The sequence below is a fragment of the Variovorax sp. Sphag1AA genome (assembly GCF_014192575.1).
In the GTDB taxonomy this organism is placed as follows: domain Bacteria; phylum Pseudomonadota; class Gammaproteobacteria; order Burkholderiales; family Burkholderiaceae_C; genus Variovorax.
Map to the genome: position 1 here is coordinate 380,694 of NZ_JACHYC010000006.1, position 22,204 is coordinate 402,897.

Here is a 22,204-nt window from a genome sequence, read left to right on the forward strand (position 1 = left end):
CCGACATGTCCATGCGGCATCGAACGACAGCTTCAGTCGCGTGATGGCGGCTCGTCGCGCGCGGGTGCACCGCTTGCCGACGGCTCGTCGTCCTTGAGCTCGCCACGCTTGCGCCCCGAGAACATGGTCCACCAGATGATGAGGATGAACACGAGGCCAGCGGCAAGGGCTTCAAGCAAAATCAGACCCATGAAAAAAGGACTCCAGTGGCTGGTTGGGCTCGCGATCGTAGCAACGCTCGCCGCCTGCTCCACCGGCCCCCGGCAGCCCGAATGGACTTCGCAGACGCCGCCGGCCACCACGCCACCATCGCGCGATCTCGGGCCACTGACCGGTTCTCTCGCACATCCCAAGAGTCGCTGGGTACCGGTTGCATGGTCGGAGCTCCCGGGCTTCAACGACGATGCCTTGCATGAGGGCTGGATCGCGATGATCACCAACTGTGCTCGGCCCAATGCGGCTTTCGCACCGTTGTGCCGCGAAGTGCGGCAACTGTCGCTGGCCGAGAACGACGAGCAGCGCGAATGGATGATGCAACGCCTGCAGCCCTATCGCGTCGAGGCCTACACCGGCCCGACCGACGGCAAGCTCACCAGCTACTACGAGCCGGTGTTCGAAGCGACGCGGCGACCGACGGCGACCAATATCTATCCCCTCTACCAGACACCCGCGGGTCTCGTTCCGAAGCGACCGTGGTACACGCGACAGGAGATCGACACGCTGCCGCAGGCGCAGGCCGCCCTGCGTGGGCGCGAGATCGCGTGGCTCGCCGATCCGATCGACGTGCTCATGCTGCACATCCAGGGTTCCGGACGCTTGCGCATGACCGAGCCGGACGGGGTGCAGCACGTGATCCGAGTGGCCTTCGCGGCGACCAACGAGCAGCCTTATCGCAGCGTGCAGCAGTGGCTCATCAGCCAGGGTGCGACGAAGGTCAGTGCGTGGCCGGACGACACGAAGCAGTGGGTCGCGCAGAACCCGCAGCGCCTGCAGCCGCTGCTGTGGAGCAATCCGCGCTATGTCTTTTTCAGGGAGGAAGCCTTGAACGAAGTCGATGCGGCTTCCGGGCCAGTCGGCGCGCAGGGTGTGCCGCTGACGCCGGGTCGCTCGATCGCAGTTGATCGCGACAGCATTCCGTACGGCACGCCGGTGTGGCTCGCATCGCCGGGGCCCGCGCTTCCGCTAGCGAAGCTGGTGGTGGCGCAGGACACGGGCAGCGCGATCGTTGGTGCTGTGCGTGCCGACTACTTTGCCGGGACCGGCGCGGAAGCGGGCCGCATCGCGGCCCGCATGAACCAGCCGTTGCGCCTATGGGCCTTGTGGCCCAAATAGGCTCGCTCGGCGTCAGAGGCCGATCACGCCGCCGTCGTCCTTCGTGATCATCACCGTCGCCGAGCGCGGACGGGCAGTGGCGCCACCCGGACCGTAGGCCGCAACGCCAGCGCCGTTGCCCGGCCAGTGGCTTTCATACTTGCTCGGGTCGGCGATGTTGGCTGCGACTGTGTTCTCACCCGGGTGCTGGATGTTGATGAACAGCGCCTTGCCATCGGGCGATTCCGCGAGGCCGGTCACTTCAGCGCCGAGCGGGGCGGTCAGGAAGCGCTTGAAGATGGTGTCGTTCATCTTCTTGCCCGCATAGGTCGTCACCGTGACCGGGCCGGTGCCGGCGGTGCCGGGCTTGCCGTTGGCCTGGTTCACCACATCGATCTTGCCGCCGTCGCCGTACTGGCCCGGAACGGCCGCCAGCAGCATGCAGTTGGTCACGTCGGTGTAGGCGTTGTCATCGGTCTGGATCCAGAGGATGCCGCTCGCGCGCGAGAACCAGCAGCCGTCGGGCTTGGAGAGATCGTTGAAGTCCGAGAGGCCCGACAGGTTCACGTTCTTCTGGTAGTTGACGTCATCCAGTCCGGCATCGGCCTTCGCCTGGCTGCCGAACAGATAGATGTCCCAGTTGAAGGTGGTGGCAGATGCGTCGTTGCCGGTTTCGCGGATGCGCATCACCTGCCCGTTCACGTTGCCCTTGAGCGTGGTGGCCGCGGCGTTCTGCGTCGAGATGCCCTTGTTGTCCAGCCAGTAGCGCGGGAAGGCCGGGTCCACATCCGGGTTGGGCACGTTGTTGCTGCTGGTGGTGCCGACCGAACCGCGATCGGGGTTCTCGGTCATGGTGATGTAGATCTCGCCGTTCTTCGGATTCACGGCGGTCCATTCGGGGCGGTCGCACTTGGTCGCGCCGGCAGCGTCGGCTGCGAGGCGTGCGTTGACCAGCACGTCCGCGAGGTCCGCGAAGGCATAGGTGCTGTTGCCCGAGATGTCGGGATTGCTCAGGTCCAGCTTGAGCCAGGTGCCGGTGCCGTCGGCGTTGAACTTCGCGGCGTAGAGCGTGCCGTCGTCGAGGTACTTCGCGCCGGTGGCGAGGCGGTCGGCCGGGTTCGCGTCGGCGGCGGCCCAGACGGCCTTCGAGACGTACTTGTAGACGTACTCGCTGCGCGAGTCGTCGCCCATGTAGAAGGCCAGCGGCTTGCCGACCACCGGGTTGCTCGGCCATGCGCCTTCATGCGCGAAGCGGCCGAGCCCGGTGTGCTTGACCGGCTTCGAGTTGGGGTCGTACGGGTCGATCTCGACCACCCAGCCGAAGGTGTTGGCGGTGTTGCGGAAGTCGTCGGTGCCGTCGGTCGAGGCGCCGAGGCTGCTTGCGTCCCAGCGTGCGTACTCGGTGTTCGTGCCGTCGGCCGGCACGACAGTGGCCCAACGCTGGCCGCCGCCCGCGCCTTGGGCGAGGCCGATGCGCTTGAACGCGACCAGTTCCTTGGCGGTGCGCTTCACATCATCGGCCGAGCCGCGGCGGAAGAAGCCCGCGAAGTTTTCTTCGCAGGTGAGGTACGTGCCCCAGGGCGTGTAGCCGGAAGCGCAATTGCCGATCATCCCGCGCGTGTCGGTGCCGGCGGGCGAGTAGACCGTCTTCAGCAATGCCGAGCCGCGCGCCGGGCCGCCGAAGCTCATCGGCGTGCGGGGCGTGATGCGGCGATTGAAGGTCGAGTTCTTGACCACCGCGAACTTGCCGCCCGACTTGGCGATCTCGACTACCGATGCGCCGTGCGCCTCGACTTCCTTGATCGCTTCCGCTTCGGGGCGCGGCCCGGCGCTGGAGCCGGAGTTGGTCTGGCCGCTCGCGTGCATGAACACCACCGTGCCGTTGATCGCCTCGTGGTTGATCGCCATCAGCGCGCGGTCGTTGGACGAGAGCGTCGGCTTGCCGCTGGCATCGAGGCCGAAGTAGTGCATGCCGTCGTGGTGGTCGCCGCTGCGGCGACCGAAGTTGTCGTCGGTGCCGTCGTTCTTGTAGTCGGTGACGGCGGGGTCGATCGAGTCGCCGGTCGCGTAGATCACCGTGGCGGTGTAGCCCGCTGGCACAGCGACGCGGTCGGCGAGATCCTTGGCGACGGCATTGAAGCCCAGCTTGGGGTCCGCGGAGGCAGGCGCCGGGGCGGGTGCCGGCGTGGGGGCCGGAGAAGGTGCGGCCGACACCGGCGGGATGAAGCCGTTGCTGCTGCCGCCGCCGCAGGCTGACAGCGCCAGCGGGCCGAGCGTTGCCGCGGTCAGGGCGCCGACGCCGCCGCGCAGCAGATGCCGGCGATGCATGCGGGTGGCGATGACTTCGTGAAGGCTCGCGTTCGCGCTGGTGTTGTTGTCGAGGTCGTCCGGATCGATGGATTCAACGGGCGACGGAGGCGTGGAGAGATGTTTCATCGTTGTGGTCTGACTGACGGGAGCCTGACCATAACGATGCAGTGTGAAACTTTTGTTGCACCTCGCTGCGCCCGCTCAGGGCAATGGCAGCGCTGTCTTGTAACGGACCTGCTTGAGCGCAAAGCTCGACCGGATCTTCTCGATGCCGCGGATCGGCGTGAGTTGTTCGAGGATGAATTTCTCCAGCGCCGCGATGTCGGCGACCGCCACGCGGATCAGGTAGTCGCTGTCTCCGGTCATGAGGTAGCACTCCATGACCTCGTCGTGTTCGGCGATGCGTTGTTCGAAATCCGCGAGCGACTGCTTGCTCTGCGTCTTGAGGCTGATCGAGATGAACACGTTCAGTCCCAGGCCGAGCGCGCTCGCGCTGGCCAGCGCGACATAGCGCTGGATGACGCCGTTGTTTTCGAGCGCCTTCACGCGCGCGAGACAGGGTGATGGCGAGAGATGGACGCGGCGCGCGAGTTCGACATTGGACAGCGAGCCGTCGCGCTGGAGCTCATCAAGAATGCGCAGATCGATCGCGTCGAGTTCCATGAAATGCCGGAAAAGTCGTAAGTCGCGGCATTTTATGCGGCGCATGTCCCTGAAGCCGTGTAGAAAACAGCACCCCATTCCATCGACCGCGGCCTAGAGTGCAAGCATGAACGCCCCGATTCCGCCCGACCAGCTCCGCGCATTGCTCGATACCGCCTTGCACGACCCGGATCCCGTAGAAACCGCCGAATGGCGCGAGGCTTTCGTCGCGCTCGCGGAAACGCAAGGGCCGGCGCGCGCGCGCTGGATGCTCGACGAGCTCGCGCGCATGGCGCGTGCACAGCGCATCGGCTGGCAGCCGGAACTGTCGACGCCTTACGTCAACACCATCGCGGTCGAAGCGCAACCGCCGTTCCCCGGCGATCTCGCGATCGAAGAACGGCTCGCTTCGCTGATGCGCTGGAATGCGCTCGCGATGGTCGTGCGTGCCAATCAGGCCTACGGCGAGCTCGGCGGACATATCGCGAGCTATGCCAGCGCCGCTGATCTGTTCGAGACCGGCTTCAACCACTTCTTCCATGCGCGCTCGGCGACGCATCGCGGTGACCTCGTCTTCTTCCAGCCGCATAGCGCACCGGGTGTGTATGCACGTGCCTTCCTCGAAGGGCGGCTGGGTGAAGAAGACCTGATGCACTACCGCCAGGAACTCACCGCGCCGGCCTTTGTCGACGGCAAGGGTGCGCGCGGCTTGAGCAGCTATCCGCATCCGTACCTGATGCCGGATTTCTGGCAGTTCCCTACCGGCTCGATGGGCATCGGGCCGATCAGCTCGATCTATCACGCACGCTTCATGCGCTATCTCTCGCACCGCGGCCTGCTCGATTGCGAAGGGCGCAAGGTGTGGGGTGTGTTCGGCGACGGCGAAATGGACGAGCCCGAGTCGATGAGCGCGCTCACGCTCGCCGCGCGCGAGAAGCTCGACAACCTCGTGTGGGTCGTCAACTGCAATCTGCAGCGGCTCGACGGGCCGGTGCGCGGCAACGGCCGGATCATCGACGAGCTCGAAAAGCTCTTTGCCGGTGCGGGCTGGAACGTCATCAAGCTGGTGTGGGGCAGCGACTGGGACGGGCTCTTCGCGCGCGACGTGAACGGCGCGCTCACGCGTGCTTTCGCGAACACGGTCGACGGGCAGATGCAGACCTTTGCCGCGAAGGACGGCCGCTATAACCGCGAGACCTTCTTCGGCCAGGACCCTGAGCTCGCGCGACTTGTCGAAGGACTCACCGACGAGCAGATCGACCGCCTGAAGCGCGGCGGCCACGACCTCGTGAAGATCCATGCCGCGTACGCTGCCGCCGCAGCGCATCGCGGCCAGCCGACCGTGATCCTCGCCCACACCAAGAAGGGCTACGGCATGGGCAGTGCGGGTCAGGGCAAGATGACCACGCACTCGCAGAAGAAGCTGGACGACACGGACCTCATCGAATTCCGTAACCGCTTCAGTCTGCCGCTGACCGACGAACAGGCGACGACGGCCGCGTTCTACCGGCCCGCCGAAGACAGCCCCGAGATGCACTACCTGCTCGGCCACCGCGCCGCGCTCGGTGGCAGCATGCCCCGCCGCGAGACCGCGTGCGATGTGGTGGCGAAGCCCGACATCGCGGCCTACGCACAGTTCGCAGTTGCCGCAGCGGGCAAGGAGATGAGTACCACCATGGCCTTTGTGCGCATGTTGGGCAATCTCATGAAGGACAAGACGATCGGCCCGCGCGTGGTGCCCATCGTCGCGGACGAGGCGCGGACCTTCGGCATGGCCAACCTCTTCAAGCAGGTCGGCATCTATTCGAGCGTGGGTCAGCGCTATGCGCCGGAGGACATCGGCTCGGTGCTGTCGTACCGCGAGGCGACCGACGGGCAGATCCTCGAAGAGGGCATCAGCGAAGCCGGTGCGATCGCGAGCTGGACCGCCGCCGCCACGAGCTACAGCGTGCATGGGCTCGCGATGCTGCCGTTCTACATCTACTACTCGATGTTCGGCTTCCAGCGTGTGGGCGATCAGATCTGGGCCGCCGCCGACCAGCGGCCGCGCGGCTTCCTGCTCGGCGCGACCTCGGGCCGCACGACGCTGGGCGGCGAAGGGCTGCAGCACCAGGACGGATCGAGCCACCTCATAGCCGCGACCATTCCGAACTGCAAGGCCTACGACCCGGCCTTCGCGGGTGAGATGGCGGTGATCGTCGATGCCGGCATCCGCGAAATGATGGTCGAGCAGAAGGACGTGTTCTATTACGTCACGCTCATGAACGAGAACTACGCGCAGCCGGATCTTCCGGCGGGCGCGGAGTCGCAGGTGCTGCGCGGGTGCTATCGCTTCAGCGGCGGCAAGGAATCGAAAGTCACGTTGCTGGGTTCCGGCGCGATCCTCACCGAAGTCATCAAGGCGGCCGCGCTGCTGGCCGCCGAAGGCATCGAGGCCGAGGTGCTCAGCGTGACGAGCTGGAGCGAGCTCGCGCGCGATGGGCAGGCTTGTGAAGAGCGCGCGCTGGCTGGCGATGCCGATGCGGGCACGCCCTTCATCGCGCAGCAACTCGCAGGCTGCAGCGGCCCGGTGATCGCGGCGACCGACTACGTGCGTGCAGTTCCCGAAAGCATCCGCGCCTTCGTGCCGCAGGGCCGTCGCTACCTCACGCTCGGCACCGATGGCTTCGGCCGAAGCGACACGCGCGCCGCGTTGCGCAAGTTCTTCGGCGTCGATTCGCAGAGCATCGCGCGCGCTGCGCGCCACGCGCTGACCTCACGCTGAGCGGCCAAGCGGGGTTAGCCCGGCTGTACGGCGCGCGGGCAGATTCCTAAGATCGAGACCTCGCGCCGCGCGGTGATTCATGCCGCGCCGGCCTTCATTCGACTTCCACGGGAATCTCCATGAAGAAGGCAGGACTCATCGGCCTGGGCGCCATGGGCGCCGGCATCGCAGCGACGCTGCGCAGCCGAGGTTTTGAAGTGCATGTGTGCGATGTGCGGCCCGGCGCCGCGCTGCAGTTCGCGGAGCATGGTGGCGTCGCGTGGGGCACGCCAGCGCAGGTTGCGAGCGCATGCGATGTCGTGGTCTCGGTCGTGGTCAACGCGCAGCAGACCGAGGCTGTGCTCTTCGGCGAACACGGCGCTGCAGCGGCGATGAAGCCGGGCAGCGTGTTCATCATGTGTTCGACGGTCGACCCGAACTGGTCCGTCGCGCTTGAAGAGCGGCTAGGCGCGCTCGGCATTCACTACATCGACGCACCGATTTCCGGCGGCGCGGCCAAGGCTGCGAGCGGGCAGATGACCGTGATGAGTTCCGCGAAGCCGGAGGCCTACGAGAAGGCTGGCGACGTGCTCGACGGCATGGCCGGCAAGGTCTACCGGCTCGGCGACCGCGCGGGTGCGGGCAGCAAGGTGAAGATCATCAACCAGCTCCTCGCCGGCGTGCACATCGCCGCGGCCGCTGAAGCGATGGCGCTCGGGTTGCGCGAAGGCGTGTCGCCCGAGGCGCTCTACGATGTCATCACGCACAGCGCCGGCAACAGCTGGATGTTCGAGAACCGCATGGCGCACGTGCTGGCGGGCGACTACACACCGCTGTCGGCGGTCGACATCTTCGTGAAGGACCTCGGACTGGTGCTCGACACTGCGCGCGCAAGCAAGTTTCCGCTGCCGCTCGCATCGACCGCGCACCAGATGTTCATGCAGGCATCGACCGCCGGTCACGCGAAAGAGGATGACAGCGCGGTCATCAAGATCTTCCCCGGCATCGAACTGCCGCCATCCAAAGGCAAGAAATGAGTGTTCTGCTCGGCTGCATCGCCGATGACTTCACGGGCGCGACTGATCTCGCGAACAACCTCGTGCGCGCTGGCATGCGTGCGGTGCAGACCATCGGCGTGCCGGCAGCCCCGCTGGATGCCGACGTGGATGCGGTGATCGTCGCGCTCAAGTCGCGCACCATTGCGCCGGAGGAGGCCATCGCGCAATCGCTCGATGCCCTGCGATGGCTGCAGGCGCAGGGCGCGAAGCAGATCTACTTCAAGTACTGCTCCACGTTCGACAGCACGCCGAAGGGCAACATCGGGCCGGTGACTGAGGCACTGATGGATGCGCTGGGCTGCGACTTCACGATCGCAACGCCGGCCTTTCCGGACAACAAGCGGACGGTGTTCAAGGGCTATCTATTCGCGGGTGACGTGCTGCTCAACGAGAGCGGCATGCAGAACCATCCGCTCACGCCGATGACCGACGCGAACCTCGTGCGCGTGATGCAGGCACAGACGCGGCGCAAGGTGGGGCTCATCGACTACATGACGGTGGCGCGCGGTGCGTCGGCGATCCGCGAGCGCATCGCGCAGCTTCGCTCCGAAGGCGTGGGCGTCGCGATCGTCGATGCGGTGTCCAACGATGACCTCATGCGGCTCGGCCCGGCGTTGGCGGACATGCCACTGGTCACCGCGGGTTCGGGTGTGGCGATCGGGCTGCCGGCGAACTTCGGCATCGCGCCTTCGTCCGCTGCGAGTGCGTTGCCGAAGGCCGACGGACTGCGCGCCGTAGTGTCCGGAAGCTGTTCGCTCGCGACCAATCGCCAGGTGGCGGACTTCATTGCTTCGGGCGGACCGGCACTCGCGATCGATCCGCTGCAGATTGCTGCTGGCGTCGACGTGGCGTCGCAGGCGCTGGGTTGGGCTGCGCCATTGCTCGAACGCGGACCGGTGCTCGTCTACTCGACCGCCGATGCGTCCGCCGTGAAATCCGTGCAGGGCCGCCTCGGCGTCGACGAAGCCGGTGCGATGGTGGAGCGCACCATCGCCGCGATCGCGCGCGGCCTGGTCGAACGCGGCGTTCGCCAGCTTGTGGTCGCGGGCGGCGAAACCTCTGGCGCATGCGTCCAGGCGCTCGGCATTGCGCAGTTGCAGATCGGCGCGCAGATCGACCCCGGCGTGCCCTGGTGCCATGCGCGCAGCGATGCGGTCGGTGGCGCTGGCCTGCATATTGCGTTGAAGTCCGGTAACTTCGGGACCGATGACTTCTTCTCCAAAGCCTTTGAATCGATCGCATGAGTGACGCCCACCTCCGTGAGGAAATCTGCCGGATCGGCCGCAGCCTTTTCGAGCGCGGCTATGTACATGCGACGGCCGGCAACATCAGCGTGCGCCTCGATGATGGATTCCTGATCACGCCCACCGATGCCTGCCTCGGCCATCTCGATCCGGCGCGGCTCGCGCGGCTCGACGGCAATCTGCGCCAGATCCACGGCGACCTTGCGAGCAAGACCATCGCGCTGCACGCGCGCATCTACGGCGCCGCGAGAAACTTCGACCCGGGCACGCGCTGCGTCATCCACACCCACAGCACGCATTGCGTGGCGCTCACGCTCGATGCGCCGGGCGACGAGCTGCTGCCTGCGCTCACGCCGTACTTCGTGATGAAGGTGGGTCATGTGCCGGTGGTTCCCTATCACCGCCCCGGTGCGCCCGAGGCCGCCGCGCTGGTTGCGCAGATCATCGAGCGCTACGGCGCGCAGGGCACGCCGATCCGCGCGGTGGTGCTCGAACGGCTGGGGCCGAATGTGTGGCACGACACGCCCGCGGCTGCGATGGCGGTGCTGGAGGAGCTGGAGGAAACGGCGAAGCTCTGGTTCATGAGTCGCTTCTTGCCGCCCAGTGCGCCGGAGCCGCTGGATGCGGCGCAGATCAACGACCTGCGCCGCAGCTTCGGTGCTCGATGGTAGATATGCTCACCCCTCTCACTACGCGGAGCCATTGATGCCCCGATTTGCCGCCAATCTCTCGATGCTCTATCCGGAGCTCGATTTTCTCGATCGCTTCGAAGCCGCTGCCAAGGATGGCTTCAAGGCGGTCGAATATCTCTTCCCCTACGCCTACGACCAGCGCGAACTTGCCGCACGGCTGTCGGCGAACGGGCTTGAACAGGTGCTCTTCAACGGCCCGCCGGGCGACTGGGAACGCGGTGATCGTGGGCTCGCCTGCTTGCCGGGGCGGGAAGCCGAGTTCCGCGAGGGCCTCCTGAAGGCGATCGACTATGCGGTTGCGTTGTCGTGCCCGCGCATCCACGTCATGGCGGGCCTCGTGCCCGAAGGCATGGAGCGCGAAGCCGTGCAGCCGACCTATCTCGACAACTTGCGCTGGGCCGCGGTCGAGGCGGCGAAGGCCGGTCGCGACCTCCTCGTCGAACCGATCAACACGCGGGACATCCCGCGCTTCTTTCTCAACCGGCAGGACCATGCGCACGAGATCATCGATGCGGTCGGCGCGCTCAACGTGCAGGTGCAGATGGACCTCTACCACTGCCAGATCGTCGAGGGCGACGTGGCGATGAAGATCCGCAAGTACCTGCCCACCGGGCGCGTCGGTCACTTCCAGATCGCCGGTGTGCCCGAACGGCACGAGCCGGATGTCGGCGAGATGAACTACCCCTACCTCTTCGATGTCATCGACGAGGTCTCGGCGCAGTGCGGCTGGCAGGGCTGGGTGGGCTGCGAATACCGCCCCCGGCGCGGCGCGGTGGCCAACGGCACCAGCGATGGGCTCGGCTGGCTGCGTGCGCTGCCGCGTGCGGCGGGCGCATGAAGCTCGAAGCGGTACGCATTCCTCCGCGATTGCGAGCGTTCGCGGCGCAGGGCGCCGAGGTGTTCGATGTGTCGATCGATCGCGGTGTCGTCAAGGCGATCGATCCATCGACGCAAGCCGCACGGGGAACCTTGCTCAGCGGACTCGTCGACGCGCACGCGCACATCGACAAGAACTACACAGTGCGTGAAGTGGGCGCGGCCGAAGGCGATCTCTTTGCTGCCATCACGCGCATGGCCGCGCATCGCGCCGGCTGGACCGTCGACGCGCTTCGCGACCGGATGACGCGCGCTCTCGACGATGCGTGGCGCTCGGGCACTCGCGCGCTGCGCACGCATCTCGACTGGGGTGATGCATACGCACCGGCATCGCTCGCGGTTTTCGAAGAATTGCGCGAAGCCTGGCGCGGGCGCATCGAACTGCAGTTCGTGGCATTGACGCCGCTCGATCTCTTTGCCGATGTCGAAGCCGGCGCACGCATTGCGCGCACGGTGAAGCGCGCGGACGGCGTGCTCGGTGCGTTCGTCTATCGCAACGAAGGCATCGTTCACAAGCTGGGGCGTGTGTTCGATCTCGCGCAGGAACATGGCCTCGCGCTCGACTTCCATGTGGACGAAGGACTGGACGCGCAGGCGACTGGGCTGCGCACCATTGCGCAGCTCGCCATCGCACGTGGATTGACCGGGCGGGTGACTTGCGGGCATGCGTGTTCGCTCTCGGTGCAGGACGATGCGGCGGCGCACGACACGCTGGCGTTGTGCGCGCAGGCCGGCATTCATCTGATCGCGCTGCCGACCACCAACCTCTACCTGCAGGGCGCGTGGGACCGCACGCCGCTTCAGCGCGGCATCACGCGCATCCGCGAAGCCGCATCGCTGGGCGTGCGCGCCAGCCTTGCGACCGACAACGTGCAGGACGCCTTCTATCCCTACGGCACCTACGACCTGATCGAGACCTTCGGCCTCGGCGTGCAGATGGCGCATCTCGCACCCGCGTCCGACTGGCTCGATGCGATCACAGTCAGCCCCGCGAGGGCCCTGCGCCTTGCTTGGGATGGCCGCATTGCACCGGGTTGCCCGGCCGACCTCGTGCTTCTGGCGGCTGCCGACGAATATGAACTTCTGGACCCGCGCGGGCGCAGACGCACCGTCATCCGCGCGGGCCGCATCGTGGAGAACACCGAATGAGCATGGGCAAACCGATGGCCAACTACGCGGCCGCCAAGCGCGTGGGGGACTTCGTCTTCATGAGCGGCGTGGTCGCGGTCGACCCGGTCACGCGCCGCGCCGTCGCTGGCTATGACGACATTCCCGAGGCCGCGCGCGACTCGCTGCGGACGCTGGGCTACGCCACCGGGCAGATGTCCGTCGACATCTTCGAGGCGCCGATCGTTGCGCAAAGCTGGTTCGTGCTCGAACGCATCCGCCAGATTGCTGCGGAACACGGCGGCACGATGGATGACGTCGTGAAGCTGGTGCAGTACTTCCGCCATCTGCCCAACTACGCGCCGTACAACCGCGTGCGCGGTCTGTTCTATCCGGGCGAGCCGCCCGTGAGCACGGTGGTCGAGGTGTCGCGCTTCCTGCCTGGGGACGATGTTCTGGTCGAGGTGGAAGCGACGATGTATCTGCCTCAGCACTGAGGTAGATCGTTTAGAGCCGCATCGCAGGTTCTTGCCGTTGCTGTGTTTGCCGCACGAGCGGCTCCTGGGTTTTTTCTTGGCTCTGTACGGATGCGCGTTCCCAGGCCTGGGTGCTTTGCGAAACGGACGTGTAGAGCGACTCGACTGTCGGCACGCTGGCGATCTGCTTGAAGGGTGAGTTCAAGGCGCCTTGCATAGCAAACACCTTCGAAGCATCCGTGCTCAAGGCGACGTGGTCGATGCGGTCCATGCCTTGGGCACTTGCGGCCGCGGCTAGCGCGGCGGCCAGTTGGTCACTGCGGTGGTCGGGTGTGCGACCCACGTCGGCGTCGAGTTGGTACACGCCGGCCTGCGCTTGCTTGAACAACGCGTGGCCTGGATGGTCTGGGTCCGTGAGTTCCGCGGCTGCCGCGTCCTGACTCAGGTCATGAGCCAATCGGCTTGGCCGCGGAAGGCCGTGAATCGGTATGTGCGCATGGCGATCGGCAGTGTGATCGAAGTGGTTTTCGATCATCGGGCTGCGGGTGTCGTAGTAGGCACACCGCGCATCAGCACTGCCGAGGGAAATGCCGTTCTGCTCCAGCAAGCGCTCCTCCAGCTTCAAGCCGTCCATGTCTAGCTGCAGCTGTCCCGCCAGTCTGGGATTGAGCATTTCGTATTGGCAGACGGTGCCCACGAGGCCGGCAGCGTAGTAGTTGGTGTAGTCGGAGTTGCCGTGATGACCGAGGCGAGTCTCTAAAGGAGCCTTGTCGAAGTAATGCTTCGCTGCCGCTTCAATATTTCGGCTGTCTACGGTGATGGATAGATCGGAGTTGATGGCAAAACCAGGCTTGGCCACGGCGGATTCTTGCCCGTCCTCATTTTTGACATCGATGAAGTCATTGGCATAGTCGACATATCGGGCCAACTCGGCGACTTCGGAAAGGCCGGCCCCAGGCCGCTCCTGCGTCAAGCGGCTAACCAATGCGTTCCAGCCGGCAATATGAGCGCTGGCTTCATCGCTTCGATTGACGGCGAGCATTTGGTCGACGGAGCGGCTGTAGTCATGAATCGGAAGGCCGCTTTCTAGTACTCGACGTACATCCTTGTCGAATTGTCGTGCCGCCTGAATTGTGTGCTCGCCATTGATCGCGTGCTGGATCTCATGTCCCAGGATGAACGTGAGCGCGTGCCGCTTTCTGGGGTTCAAGAGATCGGCTTCCTTCAGATTGATGGCTTGTGCATCGGGGCTATAGCTGGCTCCTGCGTTTTCATCAGCGGGCATCACGGCGAAGTGCCTCAAATGGCCCATGGCGACGGCCGTGTTCATCTGCTGTGCCAGCACAGGTGATGCTTCGATGACGCCAAGCAGATTTTGATAGGCAGGCGACTCGGGGCCGCCAATCTCGCGGAGCATCCGATCGAGCTCGGGGCTGATGGTGTTCATCGCTTAGCTCCCCGGTCGGGGTGCCTTTCAAAAAAGCCAACGACAACCCGTTTGATGCAGTCGTGGCCTATTTTTTCCAGGCTGTCATTGCTCTCGCCGACGATTCCGATTTCCACCTCGACCAGCCCTCGTTGGTACTGCCGAGCGGGGCTTGCGCGTCGCGTGCTGCTGATATGCCGGTAGCCCATTCGGAGAAGCGCGTCGTGGAACTGCGCCGCATCGAGTTGGCAAATGCCCGCCATGTCGGGGCGGGGAAGCGAACTCCCTCGGGCTTCGTAGAACAACAAACCGAGATCAGGATCGGGCGTCATGTCATGCGCATGCCAAATGAATCGATAAAGCCAATCGTGGGTCAGTTGCTCGAATATCTCGAATCCGCCCGATCTGGATGAGGCGATGGGCTTCAGGGGCATTTGGATGAACCGCGTTACTTGCTCTTTCGCCAGATCCTGCGGCTGATGTAGGCTGTCAATCAGCGCCAGCAGGCGGCGCAGCAGTTCAGGGGCGTCCTGCGGGTGATCTGGGTTCACCATCATTTTTTCCTCCTTGTGAGTTGGTGCGTGATCGGCCACCGAGGCGCAGGCGCAGAGAGTCAAGGCCGTCGACAACCACAGAACACTGCGTTTCCAAGGCCCTAGGAGACGCCGAGCTGAGCAGTCAGTCTTGACAACAAATCGCAGCTGCTGCCCGACGTCTTCGAGATGTACTAAGTCGCCGACATATTCGATGTGTGTCGGAAATTCGCCGAAGAGGCCGCTCATTGCCCTGCAACCCGGTCGATGTTTCTCTCAAGGAAGTCGATCGAGATCCGCCGAATGCAATCGTGGCGGATCTTTTCGAGGGTTTCGCTGCTCTCTCCAACGATTCCGATCTCCACCTCGACCGGCCCGCGCAGGTACTGCCGCGCCAGAGTCGCTCGCCGCGTGCTGCCGACATGCCGGTAGCCCATCTTGAGCAGGGCATCGTGAAACGGAGCCATGTCGAGCTGACAGATGCTGGTCATCGGCGGGCGGGGCGTGTTCTTGCTGATCGGCTGGAACATCAGTCCGTACGAGGGAAGTTGCGTGACGTCGACAACATTCCATATCAACACGTATGACCACTCGTGCGTCAATTTGCCGTAGGTGAGCAGCGTGCGGCTTTTCGGTGAATCGTCGGCAAAGCGCTCCATAGGCAAACGGACGAACCGCATCACTTGCTCTGCCGCCAAATCCTGCGGTTGATGAACGCTGTCAATCAGCGCCAGCAGTCGGCGCAAAAGCTCAGGCGCATCGTGCGGGCGTTCCATCTCGATTCCTGCGTCTGGCATTGCCTTTTCCTCCTTTTGAATTGACATGCGATCGCCTGTGGATGTGCAGGCGCAAAGCACCAACACCATCGACAGGCCAAGAAGCCAGCGCACCCAAAGCCGCGAAAAGCCTTGAGTCGGAAGATCAGAAATGGAAGCCGCGAAACGTGAAGTTCGCGTGTTCAGTCGAAGTACTGCAAAGCGCGCTCGAAGAGGCGCGCGGCCAGTCGTGGACTGGCCGTTGAAGGTGCCTTGAATCACCCGTTCTCCCTCTGCTTAGAATTTTTTTCATTCTAAGCAGGGGTCGTGCGCACTAGCGAACCGAAGCACCCTTCATCAGGAAATCCGTCACCTGCTCGATGAGGTAGCGACGGTCCTTGTCGTCACCCTCGGTAGTGTTCCGGAAGTACGCAACTTGTGTCGCATGGTCCGCATAGAACTGCGTGACCGCCCAGAGGTGAAAGAGAAACAGCATCGGATCGACCGGCCCCATCAGCCCCTGGTTGATCCAGTTCTGGATCACCGCCACCGCCTGCTCGGTGCGCTGCTTGCTCGTGCCCATCATCTCCCGCAGCACTGGTGCGCCGCGCATCATCTCGGCCGTGAAGATGCGCGAGCGCAGCGGGTGCTCGAACGAGAACATCATCTTGCGGTGGATCAGGTCGGCGAGCACCTTGCGTGGCCCGAAGGCTTCGTCGCTGAAGCCGAAGACGCCGATCCAGTCGTTGATGATGTCCTGCAGGATCTGGCGGTAGAGGGCTTCCTTGCTCTCGATGTAGTAGTGGAGCTGCGCCTTTGACAGCCCCGCCTTGTCAGCAATCGCCTGTGTCGAGGCGCCGGCCAGGCCGTCGTTCGCGAACACCTCCACCGCCGCTTGGTAGATCACCGCAAGCACCTGCGTGTACTTGCGCGCGCGGCCGCGCGTGGCCGGCGTCTCCGTGCCGTCTTCGATGGGTTTCAGCGGGGCGCTGCTTCGTGCGGTGCTCATCGGGAATGCATGGTGCCAGAGTGGTCACCGGAGGGGGTCACAGATCGATCGCGAGCGCATCGCCCTTTGCGCGCGAACAACACAACGCGACCTTCTTCGCGCGCTCGCCACGGGTGAGGCAGAAGTCGCGATGCTCGGCGCCGTCGCCTTCCGCATCGACCACGCAGGTGCCGCACAGGCCCTGCTCGCACGAGACGGGCACATCGATGCCGAAGGCATGCAGTGCATCCACAGCCGTCTGATCGCCGGCGACGGGCACCGTGATGCCGCGGCGCTTGAGCTGCAGCACGAAGGGTTTGCCGGTGCCTCCCGCCGCGTCGGCCGGCGCGGCGAAGTACTCGGTGTGCACTACGTCGTCTGGCCAGTGCGCGGCCGCGTGCCGCACTGCTTGCATGAAGCCCGCCGGGCCGCAGACGTAGAGATGTGTGCCGGGCTTGCGCGCGGCCAGTAGCTGGCGCAGGTTGATCTTGCGCGACGCGTCGCCGTCGTCGAAGTGCACGCGCAGGCGCGACGCGATGCCCGGGTCTCGCAATGCTTCGGCGAACGCGAGGTGCTCCTCGCTGCGGACGAACAGATAGAGCTGGAAATCCGCGCCCGCTCGCGCCAGCGCCTGCGCCATCGCGAGCAACGGCGTCATGCCGATGCCACCGGCAAGCAGGACGTGGTGCTTCGCCTCCGCGTGGATCGGGAAGGTGTTGCGCGGCGTGCTGACCGGCAGCAGATCGCCTTCGCGCACGCGCATGTGCATCGAGTTCGATCCGCCGCGGCTGGTGGGCTCGCGCTTGACGCCGATCAGGTAGGACGAGGCACCGCCTTCCGCATCCGCGTCGCGCGCCAGCGAGTACTGCCGTGTGAATCCGCCCGGCATGTGCACATCGATGTGCGCGCCGGCCTGGTAGCCGGGCAGGGCGCGCCCCATCGGATGCTTCAGCTCGAAAGACAGGATCTCCGGCGTCTGGCGCGCGATGCGCGCGACCTGGACCGTGAGGGTGCGCTCGACCATGTTCGCGGCCTTCCTTACTTGGCGGCCGCCTTGCGCAGTTCGACGCCGGTGCCCTTGTTGACGAACTGCGTGGTGTAGGCGTCGCGGTAGTTGAAGTCGGTGGGCTTGTAGAGGCCTGCGGAGACGCTCTTGTCGTAGAAGTCCTTCATGCGCTCGTCGCTCATCGCGCCGATGCCCTTGGTGGTAGCGTCGCCGACGTCGATGTGCGCGCGCAGGATCGGGATCGACTTCTCGATGTACTCGTCGGTGATGTCGGGGTTGATCTTCTTGATGAGATCGTCAGCTGCCTTGCGGTCGCCGTAGAGGTAGTTGTAGTAGCCGATGTTCGAGGCCTCGACGAAGCGGCGGACCACGTCAGGCTTGTTCTTCACGAGGTCCTGACGCGTCTCGATGACCATGCCGTAGGTCGACCAGCCCGCGTCGGCCAGCGACAGCACCACCGGCTTGAAGCCGGCCTGCTTCTCGACCGCGAGCGGCTCGGAAGTGGCATAGGCCTGCTGTACCGACTGCTTGTCGGCGAGGAACTGCGACAGGCTGTAGTTGTACGGGCGCACCTGCTCGTCGCGCATGCCGTAGGCCTTCTTCATCCACTGCCAGTAGCTGATCTGGCCGTCCTTCGCGAGCAGCACCGTCTTGGCCTTGGCGAGATCGGCGAACTTGTCGAAACCCTGTCCCGGGTGGGCAATGATGGCTTGCGGATCTTTCTGGAAGTAGGCCGCGACCACGACCGTGGGCACCTTCTGCTTGATGTTGTCGAAGGCCATCAACATGTTGCCGGTCATCAGGAAGTCGACCTTGCCGGCCGGCAGCATCGGGCGGTTGTTGACCTGCGGGCCGCCCTGCTGGATGTCGACGTCGAGGCCGTACTTCTTGTAGGTGCCATCCGCGAGTGCCTGATAGAAGCCGCCGTGGCCGGGCTGCGCGCGCCAGTTGGTGGCGAGCACGACCTTGTCCTGCGCGAAAGCGGCTGCGGCACTGCCTGCGATGAGCGTGGCGATCAGTCCACGTGCGATGAGGTTCGGAGCAAAGTTCATGGTGGTTCCTTGGTTGTCTCTGTAAATCAGGCCTCGCGTGCCATCTCGGGCAGCCAGCCGCGCGTCTTCCCTGGGTTCATCAGGCCCATCGGGTCGCTGCGTTTCTTGAAGTCGATCTGCTGCGTATCGATGGTCTTCATGCCGCCGTCCTCGATCGTCACGACATGCGGATTGAAGATCTGGCAACCGCCTTGCGATTCGATCTCGCGGATCACTTCGTATTGGTGTGCCTCGCCCTTCCAGCGAACGAGCAGGATCGCGAAGGTGCCGTATTCACCGCCGGCGCGCGCGAACTCGTGGTGCTGCAGCACGTCGTCGCCGAAGATCGCGATGTGGCGATCCACCACGGCAGGGTCGAAAGGCTGCGCGTAGGCCACCTGCAGGTAGGTCCAGGTGCGATCCACCTTCAGCGCCTGCAGCGTCGTGTGGTTGTAGGCGCACTCGTAGGCCGGCGGCAGGCCGGCGGCGTGGAGTTGCGCCTCGGTGCCTTCAAGCGAGATGCTGCCGCCGTGCGCTTCGACGAGCGCGCGGAAGTCGGCCATCGAATCCGGCGCGACCATCGCGAACATCGCGTGCTTGTCCGGCGGAAAGTGCGAGCCGAGCATCGCGTAGTACGGCGAGAAGCGCGCATCGACCGCCGAAAGAAGAAAGAGCTCGAGCGACGGCGTGCTCGCCGCGACGCCGAAGTCGAGCACGCGGCGATAGGTGTCGAAGAGCGCGATGCAATGAACCCACTCCACAGTGGGGCTCAGCGCCACTTCCACTTCGGTGATGACGCCATTGGTGCCGTAGGCGTGATGCACCTGCTGGATCTCGTCGCCGTGGAGTTCGATGATGCGCGGCTCGCGTTCCACCGTCATCACGCGTGCGCGCAGCAGGTTGCCCGGATCGCGCAGGATGCCGTGGCGGATCGAACCGATGCCGCCGAAGCCGCCCGCGATGAAACCGCCGATCGACGCCACATGCCAGGTCGAAGGCCACATGCGCAGCGCCTGTCCGGTCTCCGCGACCGCAAGCTCGATGTCGTGCATGCGCGCACCCGCCTGCACCCGCACCCGTCCGTCGCCGATCTCGAGCACGCGGCTCATCTGCGTCACATCGAGCACCAGTCCGCCTTCGAGCGGAACGCACTGGCCGTAGTTACCCGTTCCGCCTGCGCGCACAGTGATTGGCAGTTTCCACTTCGCGGCAACGGCTGCAGCTTGCCGCACGTCGTCCTCGGTCGAGACCTTGACGACGAGATCGGCCACGCAGCCGGCAAGTTGCTCCGTGAGGATAGGGCTGTACCAGTAGAAGTCCTTGGAGAGCTGCTTGCGCTGGCCGGGCGAGACGATCACGTTGAGGCCGTGCAGGTCGCGCTTTACGGCCTCCCAGTCGATGGTCGCGGTCTCGGGGCGTTCGATGAGTTCGATCGAAGACATAGTGCGTTCCTTTCAGCGCTCGCGGCGCATTTCGCTCTCGTGCCAGTGACCGAGGACCATGCGGGAGAGTGCGGCGAACACCAGGAAGATCACGATCCCGAGCAGCGACACCAGGAGCAGTGCCGCGAACATCATCGGGATCTCGGTGCGGAAGCTCGATTCGAGAATGCGCGAGGCGAGGCCCGTTTCGCGGCCCGCGGTGCCTGCAGTGAATTCGGCGACCACCGCGCCGATCAGGCTCAGGCCGCCGGCGATCTTCAGGCCCGCCATGAAATACGGCAGCGCGCTCGGCACCAGCAGGTAGCGGAACAACTGCCACGGCGATGCCTTGTAGAGCTGGAACAGGTCACGCAGGTTGCTGTCGGCGCTCTTCAGGCCGATCACCGTGTTCGACAGGATCGGGAAGAAGGCCACGATCCACGCGCACAGCAGCAGCGCTGCAGTGGTGCTCGACACGTAGATGAGGATCAGCGGCGCGATCGCGATGATCGGCGTCACCTGCAGGATCACCGCGATCGGGAAGAGCCCGATCTCCACCCACTTGAAGAGCGCGAACGCGATCGCGAGCAGCACACCGCCGACGATGGCTGCCACCAGCGCGAGCAGCGTGAGCTTGACGGTGAACCACAGCGCGCTGGAGAGCGTGTCCCAGTTGTCGATGAGCGTGGTGAGGATCAGCGACGGCGCCGGAATGATGTAGTGCGGCACGTGGTTGACGCGCACCAGCACTTCCCACAGCAGCAGAAGGCCCGCGATGACGAGGGTCGGCACCGCGATGCGCAGCAGCGATTCGCGGCGGCGGATGCGGTCGTCGCGCGCCTGCAGGTCGGCCGCAGAAGGTGCCGCCTGCACTTCGGCGAGCGCCGGGTTGTCAGTGATCGATGTCGACGCCATGGAGGGCTCCGTGCAGGGACTGCGACACCGCGGTGCAGTGCGCGTTGTAGCGGCTGGAGGTGCGGAAGGCTTCGCCGCGCGGGTACGGTTCGTCGATTCGGATCTCGTCGATCACCCGCCCCGGCCGGGGCGCCATCACGACGATGCGATTCGACAGGTAGACCGATTCGTAGACGCTGTGCGTGACGAAGATGATCGAGAAACGATGCTCGCGCCAGATCGCAAGCAGGTCGTTGTTGAGCTTGATCCGCGTCATCTCGTCGAGCGCGGCAAAGGGCTCGTCCATCAGCAGCAGGCGCGGCCGCGTGACCAGCGCGCGTGCGATCGACACGCGCATCTTCATGCCGCCAGACAACTCGCGCGGATAGACGTTCGCGAAGCGCGAGAGCCCGACCATTTCGAGCGCCTGCGAGACGACCGGCTCGGCCGCGTCCCGATTGACGCCCGCGAGCTTGAGCGGCAGCCAGACGTTGTCGAACACCCTGGCCCAGGGCATGAGGGTCGGCTCCTGAAACACGAAGCCCAGTTCGCGGTCGATGCCCGAAGGCGCGGCTGAGGCCTTCGACCACGCCACTTCGCCCGCGCTGATGCGCGTGAGGCCCGCGATCAGGCGCAGCGCGGTGCTCTTGCCGCAGCCCGAGGGGCCGAGGAAGCTGATGAAGTCGTGTTCGCCGCAATCGAGCGTCATGCCCTGCAGCGCGAGCGTGCCGTTGGCGAAGCGCTTGCTGACGTTGCGCAGGCTGACCAGCGGCTGCGCAGTTGTGTTTGCAGTGTTCATGCCCATGCCGGCTGGTTGTCGAGGCGTTCGAGCGGGAAGCGGTCGACTTCGTGCAGCAGCTCGACGAAGCGCTGGCCGACATGGTCGAGCACCGCCTTGCCCTTGGCTGCAGTGGCGCGGGTCGCATCGCCGGCTGCGCCTGCCGGATTGATGTCGTGCATCTGCCAGCCGAGCTTGCCGCTGGGGGTGATCGAGAGGTACTTGTTTTCCTTCGCGAGGTCTTCCGTCATCGAGTGGAAGTTGCGGAAGTTCTCGGGCCGCACGTAGTCGGGCGTGAGATGCAGCATCACCGAGCTTTCCAGGTCGCCGGCATGCACGCCGTGCTTGCCTTCGTGCGCGGTGAAGAGGCCTTCCGGCAGGCCCAGCGTGTACCAGTTGGCAGAGACGACCATCATCCCGTGCGCCTCGCGCAGGTCGCGCGCGACGATGTCCATCACCGACATCTGTCCGCCGTGGCTGTTGTAGAGCACCAGCTTGCGCACGCCGGCCTTGGCCACGCAGGCACCGATGTCGGTCCACAGCGAGATCAGCGTGGTGGCAGAAACAGTCAGCGTGCCCGGATAGCGCGAATGCTCATTGCTCTTTCCGTACGGAACAGTGGGCAGGAAAAGCACCGGAAGGTCGTCCGGGATGTGCGGGAGGGTGGCCTGCACCATGCCGTCGATGGTGGCCGTGTCGGTCGACATCGGCAGGTGCGGGCCGTGCTGCTCGGTTGCGCCGACCGGCAGCACGGCAATGAGCCGGGAGCGATCGAGGCGGGAAAACTCTTCGCTGGTCAGATCAGACCAGAAGCGGCTGCGCGGTCGGGTGGAACTCATCGGGCACCTCGTTCATCGTGAAGGTGCTTAAATTATCCACTCGGTCAAAAAAGAGTGCTTAGCGTTTTCCCGGT

20 protein-coding genes and 1 pseudogene are annotated in these 22,204 nt (G+C 64.9%); 8 read left to right on the forward strand and 13 right to left on the reverse strand.

Annotation, left to right across the window (positions count from 1 at the left end):
- Positions 1-32: 32 nt before the first annotated feature.
- Positions 33-191: a hypothetical protein gene (locus FHW64_RS24600; RefSeq protein ID WP_184530844.1), complete on the reverse strand. Its 159-nt coding sequence runs from the start codon at positions 189-191 to the stop codon at positions 33-35.
- Between FHW64_RS24600 and FHW64_RS24605 the strand changes: the two genes are divergently transcribed.
- A complete protein-coding gene (locus tag FHW64_RS24605) occupies positions 190-1,332 on the forward strand; it encodes a murein transglycosylase A (protein ID WP_184530845.1) in 1,143 nt (380 codons plus the stop codon). The genes FHW64_RS24600 and FHW64_RS24605 overlap by 2 nt on opposite strands.
- 12 nt (positions 1,333-1,344) lie before the next feature.
- On the opposite strand, the gene FHW64_RS24610 is transcribed toward FHW64_RS24605, so the two are convergent.
- Positions 1,345-3,747 (reverse strand): PhoX family phosphatase, encoded by a 2,403-nt coding sequence (locus FHW64_RS24610; RefSeq protein ID WP_184530846.1) that lies wholly within the window; start codon positions 3,745-3,747, stop codon positions 1,345-1,347.
- A gap of 75 nt (positions 3,748-3,822) precedes the next feature.
- Positions 3,823-4,284: an Lrp/AsnC family transcriptional regulator gene (locus tag FHW64_RS24615; RefSeq protein WP_184530847.1), complete on the reverse strand. Its 462-nt coding sequence runs from the start codon at positions 4,282-4,284 to the stop codon at positions 3,823-3,825.
- Between the two features lie 106 nt (positions 4,285-4,390).
- Between FHW64_RS24615 and mdeB the strand changes: the two genes are divergently transcribed.
- The 7 genes and pseudogenes from mdeB to FHW64_RS24650 all read left to right on the forward strand — a co-directional run bounded on the left by mdeB (position 4,391) and on the right by FHW64_RS24650 (position 12,480).
- Positions 4,391-7,027, forward strand: a complete 2,637-nt coding sequence (mdeB, locus tag FHW64_RS24620; protein WP_184530848.1) for an alpha-ketoglutarate dehydrogenase — start codon at positions 4,391-4,393, stop codon at positions 7,025-7,027.
- Between the two features lie 110 nt (positions 7,028-7,137).
- A pseudogene (gene ltnD / locus FHW64_RS24625) lies at positions 7,138-8,043 on the forward strand (L-threonate dehydrogenase); the annotation flags it as partial.
- Positions 8,040-9,308: a 3-oxo-tetronate kinase gene (otnK, locus tag FHW64_RS24630; RefSeq protein ID WP_184530849.1), complete on the forward strand. Its 1,269-nt coding sequence runs from the start codon at positions 8,040-8,042 to the stop codon at positions 9,306-9,308. The pseudogene ltnD and the gene otnK, both read left to right, overlap by 4 nt.
- The gene (locus tag FHW64_RS24635; protein WP_184530850.1) at positions 9,305-9,979 is read left to right on the forward strand and encodes an aldolase; all 675 of its coding nucleotides are present in this window, start codon (positions 9,305-9,307) and stop codon (positions 9,977-9,979) included. Before otnK ends, FHW64_RS24635 begins: the two co-directional genes overlap by 4 nt.
- Before the next feature lie 34 nt (positions 9,980-10,013).
- Entirely contained in the window at positions 10,014-10,838 is an 825-nt protein-coding gene (otnI, locus tag FHW64_RS24640; protein WP_184530851.1) for a 2-oxo-tetronate isomerase, read from the forward strand.
- The gene (locus tag FHW64_RS24645) at positions 10,835-12,025 is read left to right on the forward strand and encodes an amidohydrolase family protein (protein WP_184530852.1); all 1,191 of its coding nucleotides are present in this window, start codon (positions 10,835-10,837) and stop codon (positions 12,023-12,025) included. The genes otnI and FHW64_RS24645 overlap by 4 nt, the downstream gene beginning before the upstream one ends.
- Positions 12,022-12,480, forward strand: a complete 459-nt coding sequence (locus tag FHW64_RS24650; RefSeq protein ID WP_184530853.1) for a RidA family protein — start codon at positions 12,022-12,024, stop codon at positions 12,478-12,480. The genes FHW64_RS24645 and FHW64_RS24650 overlap by 4 nt, the downstream gene beginning before the upstream one ends.
- Before the next feature lie 10 nt (positions 12,481-12,490).
- Here FHW64_RS24650 and FHW64_RS24655 read toward each other — a convergent pair whose 3' ends face one another.
- From FHW64_RS24655 to FHW64_RS24700, 10 genes are read right to left on the reverse strand one after another with little or no spacing between them, the layout of a single operon-like run.
- Positions 12,491-13,906 carry an XVIPCD domain-containing protein gene (locus FHW64_RS24655; protein ID WP_184530854.1) on the reverse strand — a complete coding sequence of 472 codons (1,416 nt, stop codon included), beginning with the start codon at positions 13,904-13,906 and terminating at the stop codon, positions 12,491-12,493.
- Complete coding sequence (locus FHW64_RS24660; protein WP_184530855.1) at positions 13,903-14,667, reverse strand: hypothetical protein; 765 nt, start codon at positions 14,665-14,667, stop codon at positions 13,903-13,905. The genes FHW64_RS24655 and FHW64_RS24660 overlap by 4 nt, the downstream gene beginning before the upstream one ends.
- Positions 14,664-15,455: a hypothetical protein gene (locus FHW64_RS24665; RefSeq protein WP_184530856.1), complete on the reverse strand. Its 792-nt coding sequence runs from the start codon at positions 15,453-15,455 to the stop codon at positions 14,664-14,666. The genes FHW64_RS24660 and FHW64_RS24665 overlap by 4 nt, the downstream gene beginning before the upstream one ends.
- A gap of 52 nt (positions 15,456-15,507) precedes the next feature.
- Entirely contained in the window at positions 15,508-16,182 is a 675-nt protein-coding gene (locus tag FHW64_RS24670) for a TetR family transcriptional regulator C-terminal domain-containing protein (protein WP_184530857.1), read from the reverse strand.
- A 37-nt stretch (positions 16,183-16,219) separates the two neighbouring features.
- Complete coding sequence (locus FHW64_RS24675; RefSeq protein ID WP_184530858.1) at positions 16,220-17,185, reverse strand: PDR/VanB family oxidoreductase; 966 nt, start codon at positions 17,183-17,185, stop codon at positions 16,220-16,222.
- A 14-nt stretch (positions 17,186-17,199) separates the two neighbouring features.
- Positions 17,200-18,219 carry an ABC transporter substrate-binding protein gene (locus FHW64_RS24680; RefSeq protein ID WP_184530859.1) on the reverse strand — a complete coding sequence of 340 codons (1,020 nt, stop codon included), beginning with the start codon at positions 18,217-18,219 and terminating at the stop codon, positions 17,200-17,202.
- Between the two features lie 26 nt (positions 18,220-18,245).
- A complete protein-coding gene (locus tag FHW64_RS24685) occupies positions 18,246-19,640 on the reverse strand; it encodes an FAD-binding oxidoreductase (RefSeq protein ID WP_184530860.1) in 1,395 nt (464 codons plus the stop codon).
- 12 nt (positions 19,641-19,652) lie between these two features.
- Positions 19,653-20,534, reverse strand: coding sequence for an ABC transporter permease (locus FHW64_RS24690; RefSeq protein WP_184530861.1), 882 nt, complete (start codon positions 20,532-20,534; stop codon positions 19,653-19,655).
- Positions 20,512-21,312: an ABC transporter ATP-binding protein gene (locus FHW64_RS24695; protein WP_184530862.1), complete on the reverse strand. Its 801-nt coding sequence runs from the start codon at positions 21,310-21,312 to the stop codon at positions 20,512-20,514. Before FHW64_RS24695 ends, FHW64_RS24690 begins: the two co-directional genes overlap by 23 nt.
- Entirely contained in the window at positions 21,309-22,130 is an 822-nt protein-coding gene (locus FHW64_RS24700) for a creatininase family protein (RefSeq protein ID WP_184530863.1), read from the reverse strand. Before FHW64_RS24700 ends, FHW64_RS24695 begins: the two co-directional genes overlap by 4 nt.
- Positions 22,131-22,204: the final 74 nt, after the last annotated feature.

Coding starts and splice junctions, on each gene's coding strand:
- FHW64_RS24605 (WP_184530845.1), top strand. CDS start 190: ATGAAAAAAGGACTCCAGTGGCTGGTTGGGCTCGCGATCGTAGCAACG.
- FHW64_RS24600 (WP_184530844.1), bottom strand. CDS start 191: ATGGGTCTGATTTTGCTTGAAGCCCTTGCCGCTGGCCTCGTGTTCATC.
- FHW64_RS24610 (WP_184530846.1), bottom strand. CDS start 3,747: ATGAAACATCTCTCCACGCCTCCGTCGCCCGTTGAATCCATCGATCCG.
- FHW64_RS24615 (WP_184530847.1), bottom strand. CDS start 4,284: ATGGAACTCGACGCGATCGATCTGCGCATTCTTGATGAGCTCCAGCGC.
- mdeB (WP_184530848.1), top strand. CDS start 4,391: ATGAACGCCCCGATTCCGCCCGACCAGCTCCGCGCATTGCTCGATACC.
- otnK (WP_184530849.1), top strand. CDS start 8,040: ATGAGTGTTCTGCTCGGCTGCATCGCCGATGACTTCACGGGCGCGACT.
- FHW64_RS24635 (WP_184530850.1), top strand. CDS start 9,305: ATGAGTGACGCCCACCTCCGTGAGGAAATCTGCCGGATCGGCCGCAGC.
- otnI (WP_184530851.1), top strand. CDS start 10,014: ATGCCCCGATTTGCCGCCAATCTCTCGATGCTCTATCCGGAGCTCGAT.
- FHW64_RS24645 (WP_184530852.1), top strand. CDS start 10,835: ATGAAGCTCGAAGCGGTACGCATTCCTCCGCGATTGCGAGCGTTCGCG.
- FHW64_RS24650 (WP_184530853.1), top strand. CDS start 12,022: ATGAGCATGGGCAAACCGATGGCCAACTACGCGGCCGCCAAGCGCGTG.
- FHW64_RS24655 (WP_184530854.1), bottom strand. CDS start 13,906: ATGAACACCATCAGCCCCGAGCTCGATCGGATGCTCCGCGAGATTGGC.
- FHW64_RS24660 (WP_184530855.1), bottom strand. CDS start 14,667: ATGAGCGGCCTCTTCGGCGAATTTCCGACACACATCGAATATGTCGGC.
- FHW64_RS24670 (WP_184530857.1), bottom strand. CDS start 16,182: ATGAGCACCGCACGAAGCAGCGCCCCGCTGAAACCCATCGAAGACGGC.
- FHW64_RS24675 (WP_184530858.1), bottom strand. CDS start 17,185: ATGGTCGAGCGCACCCTCACGGTCCAGGTCGCGCGCATCGCGCGCCAG.
- FHW64_RS24680 (WP_184530859.1), bottom strand. CDS start 18,219: ATGAACTTTGCTCCGAACCTCATCGCACGTGGACTGATCGCCACGCTC.
- FHW64_RS24685 (WP_184530860.1), bottom strand. CDS start 19,640: ATGTCTTCGATCGAACTCATCGAACGCCCCGAGACCGCGACCATCGAC.
- FHW64_RS24690 (WP_184530861.1), bottom strand. CDS start 20,534: ATGGCGTCGACATCGATCACTGACAACCCGGCGCTCGCCGAAGTGCAG.
- FHW64_RS24695 (WP_184530862.1), bottom strand. CDS start 21,312: ATGAACACTGCAAACACAACTGCGCAGCCGCTGGTCAGCCTGCGCAAC.
- FHW64_RS24700 (WP_184530863.1), bottom strand. CDS start 22,130: ATGAGTTCCACCCGACCGCGCAGCCGCTTCTGGTCTGATCTGACCAGC.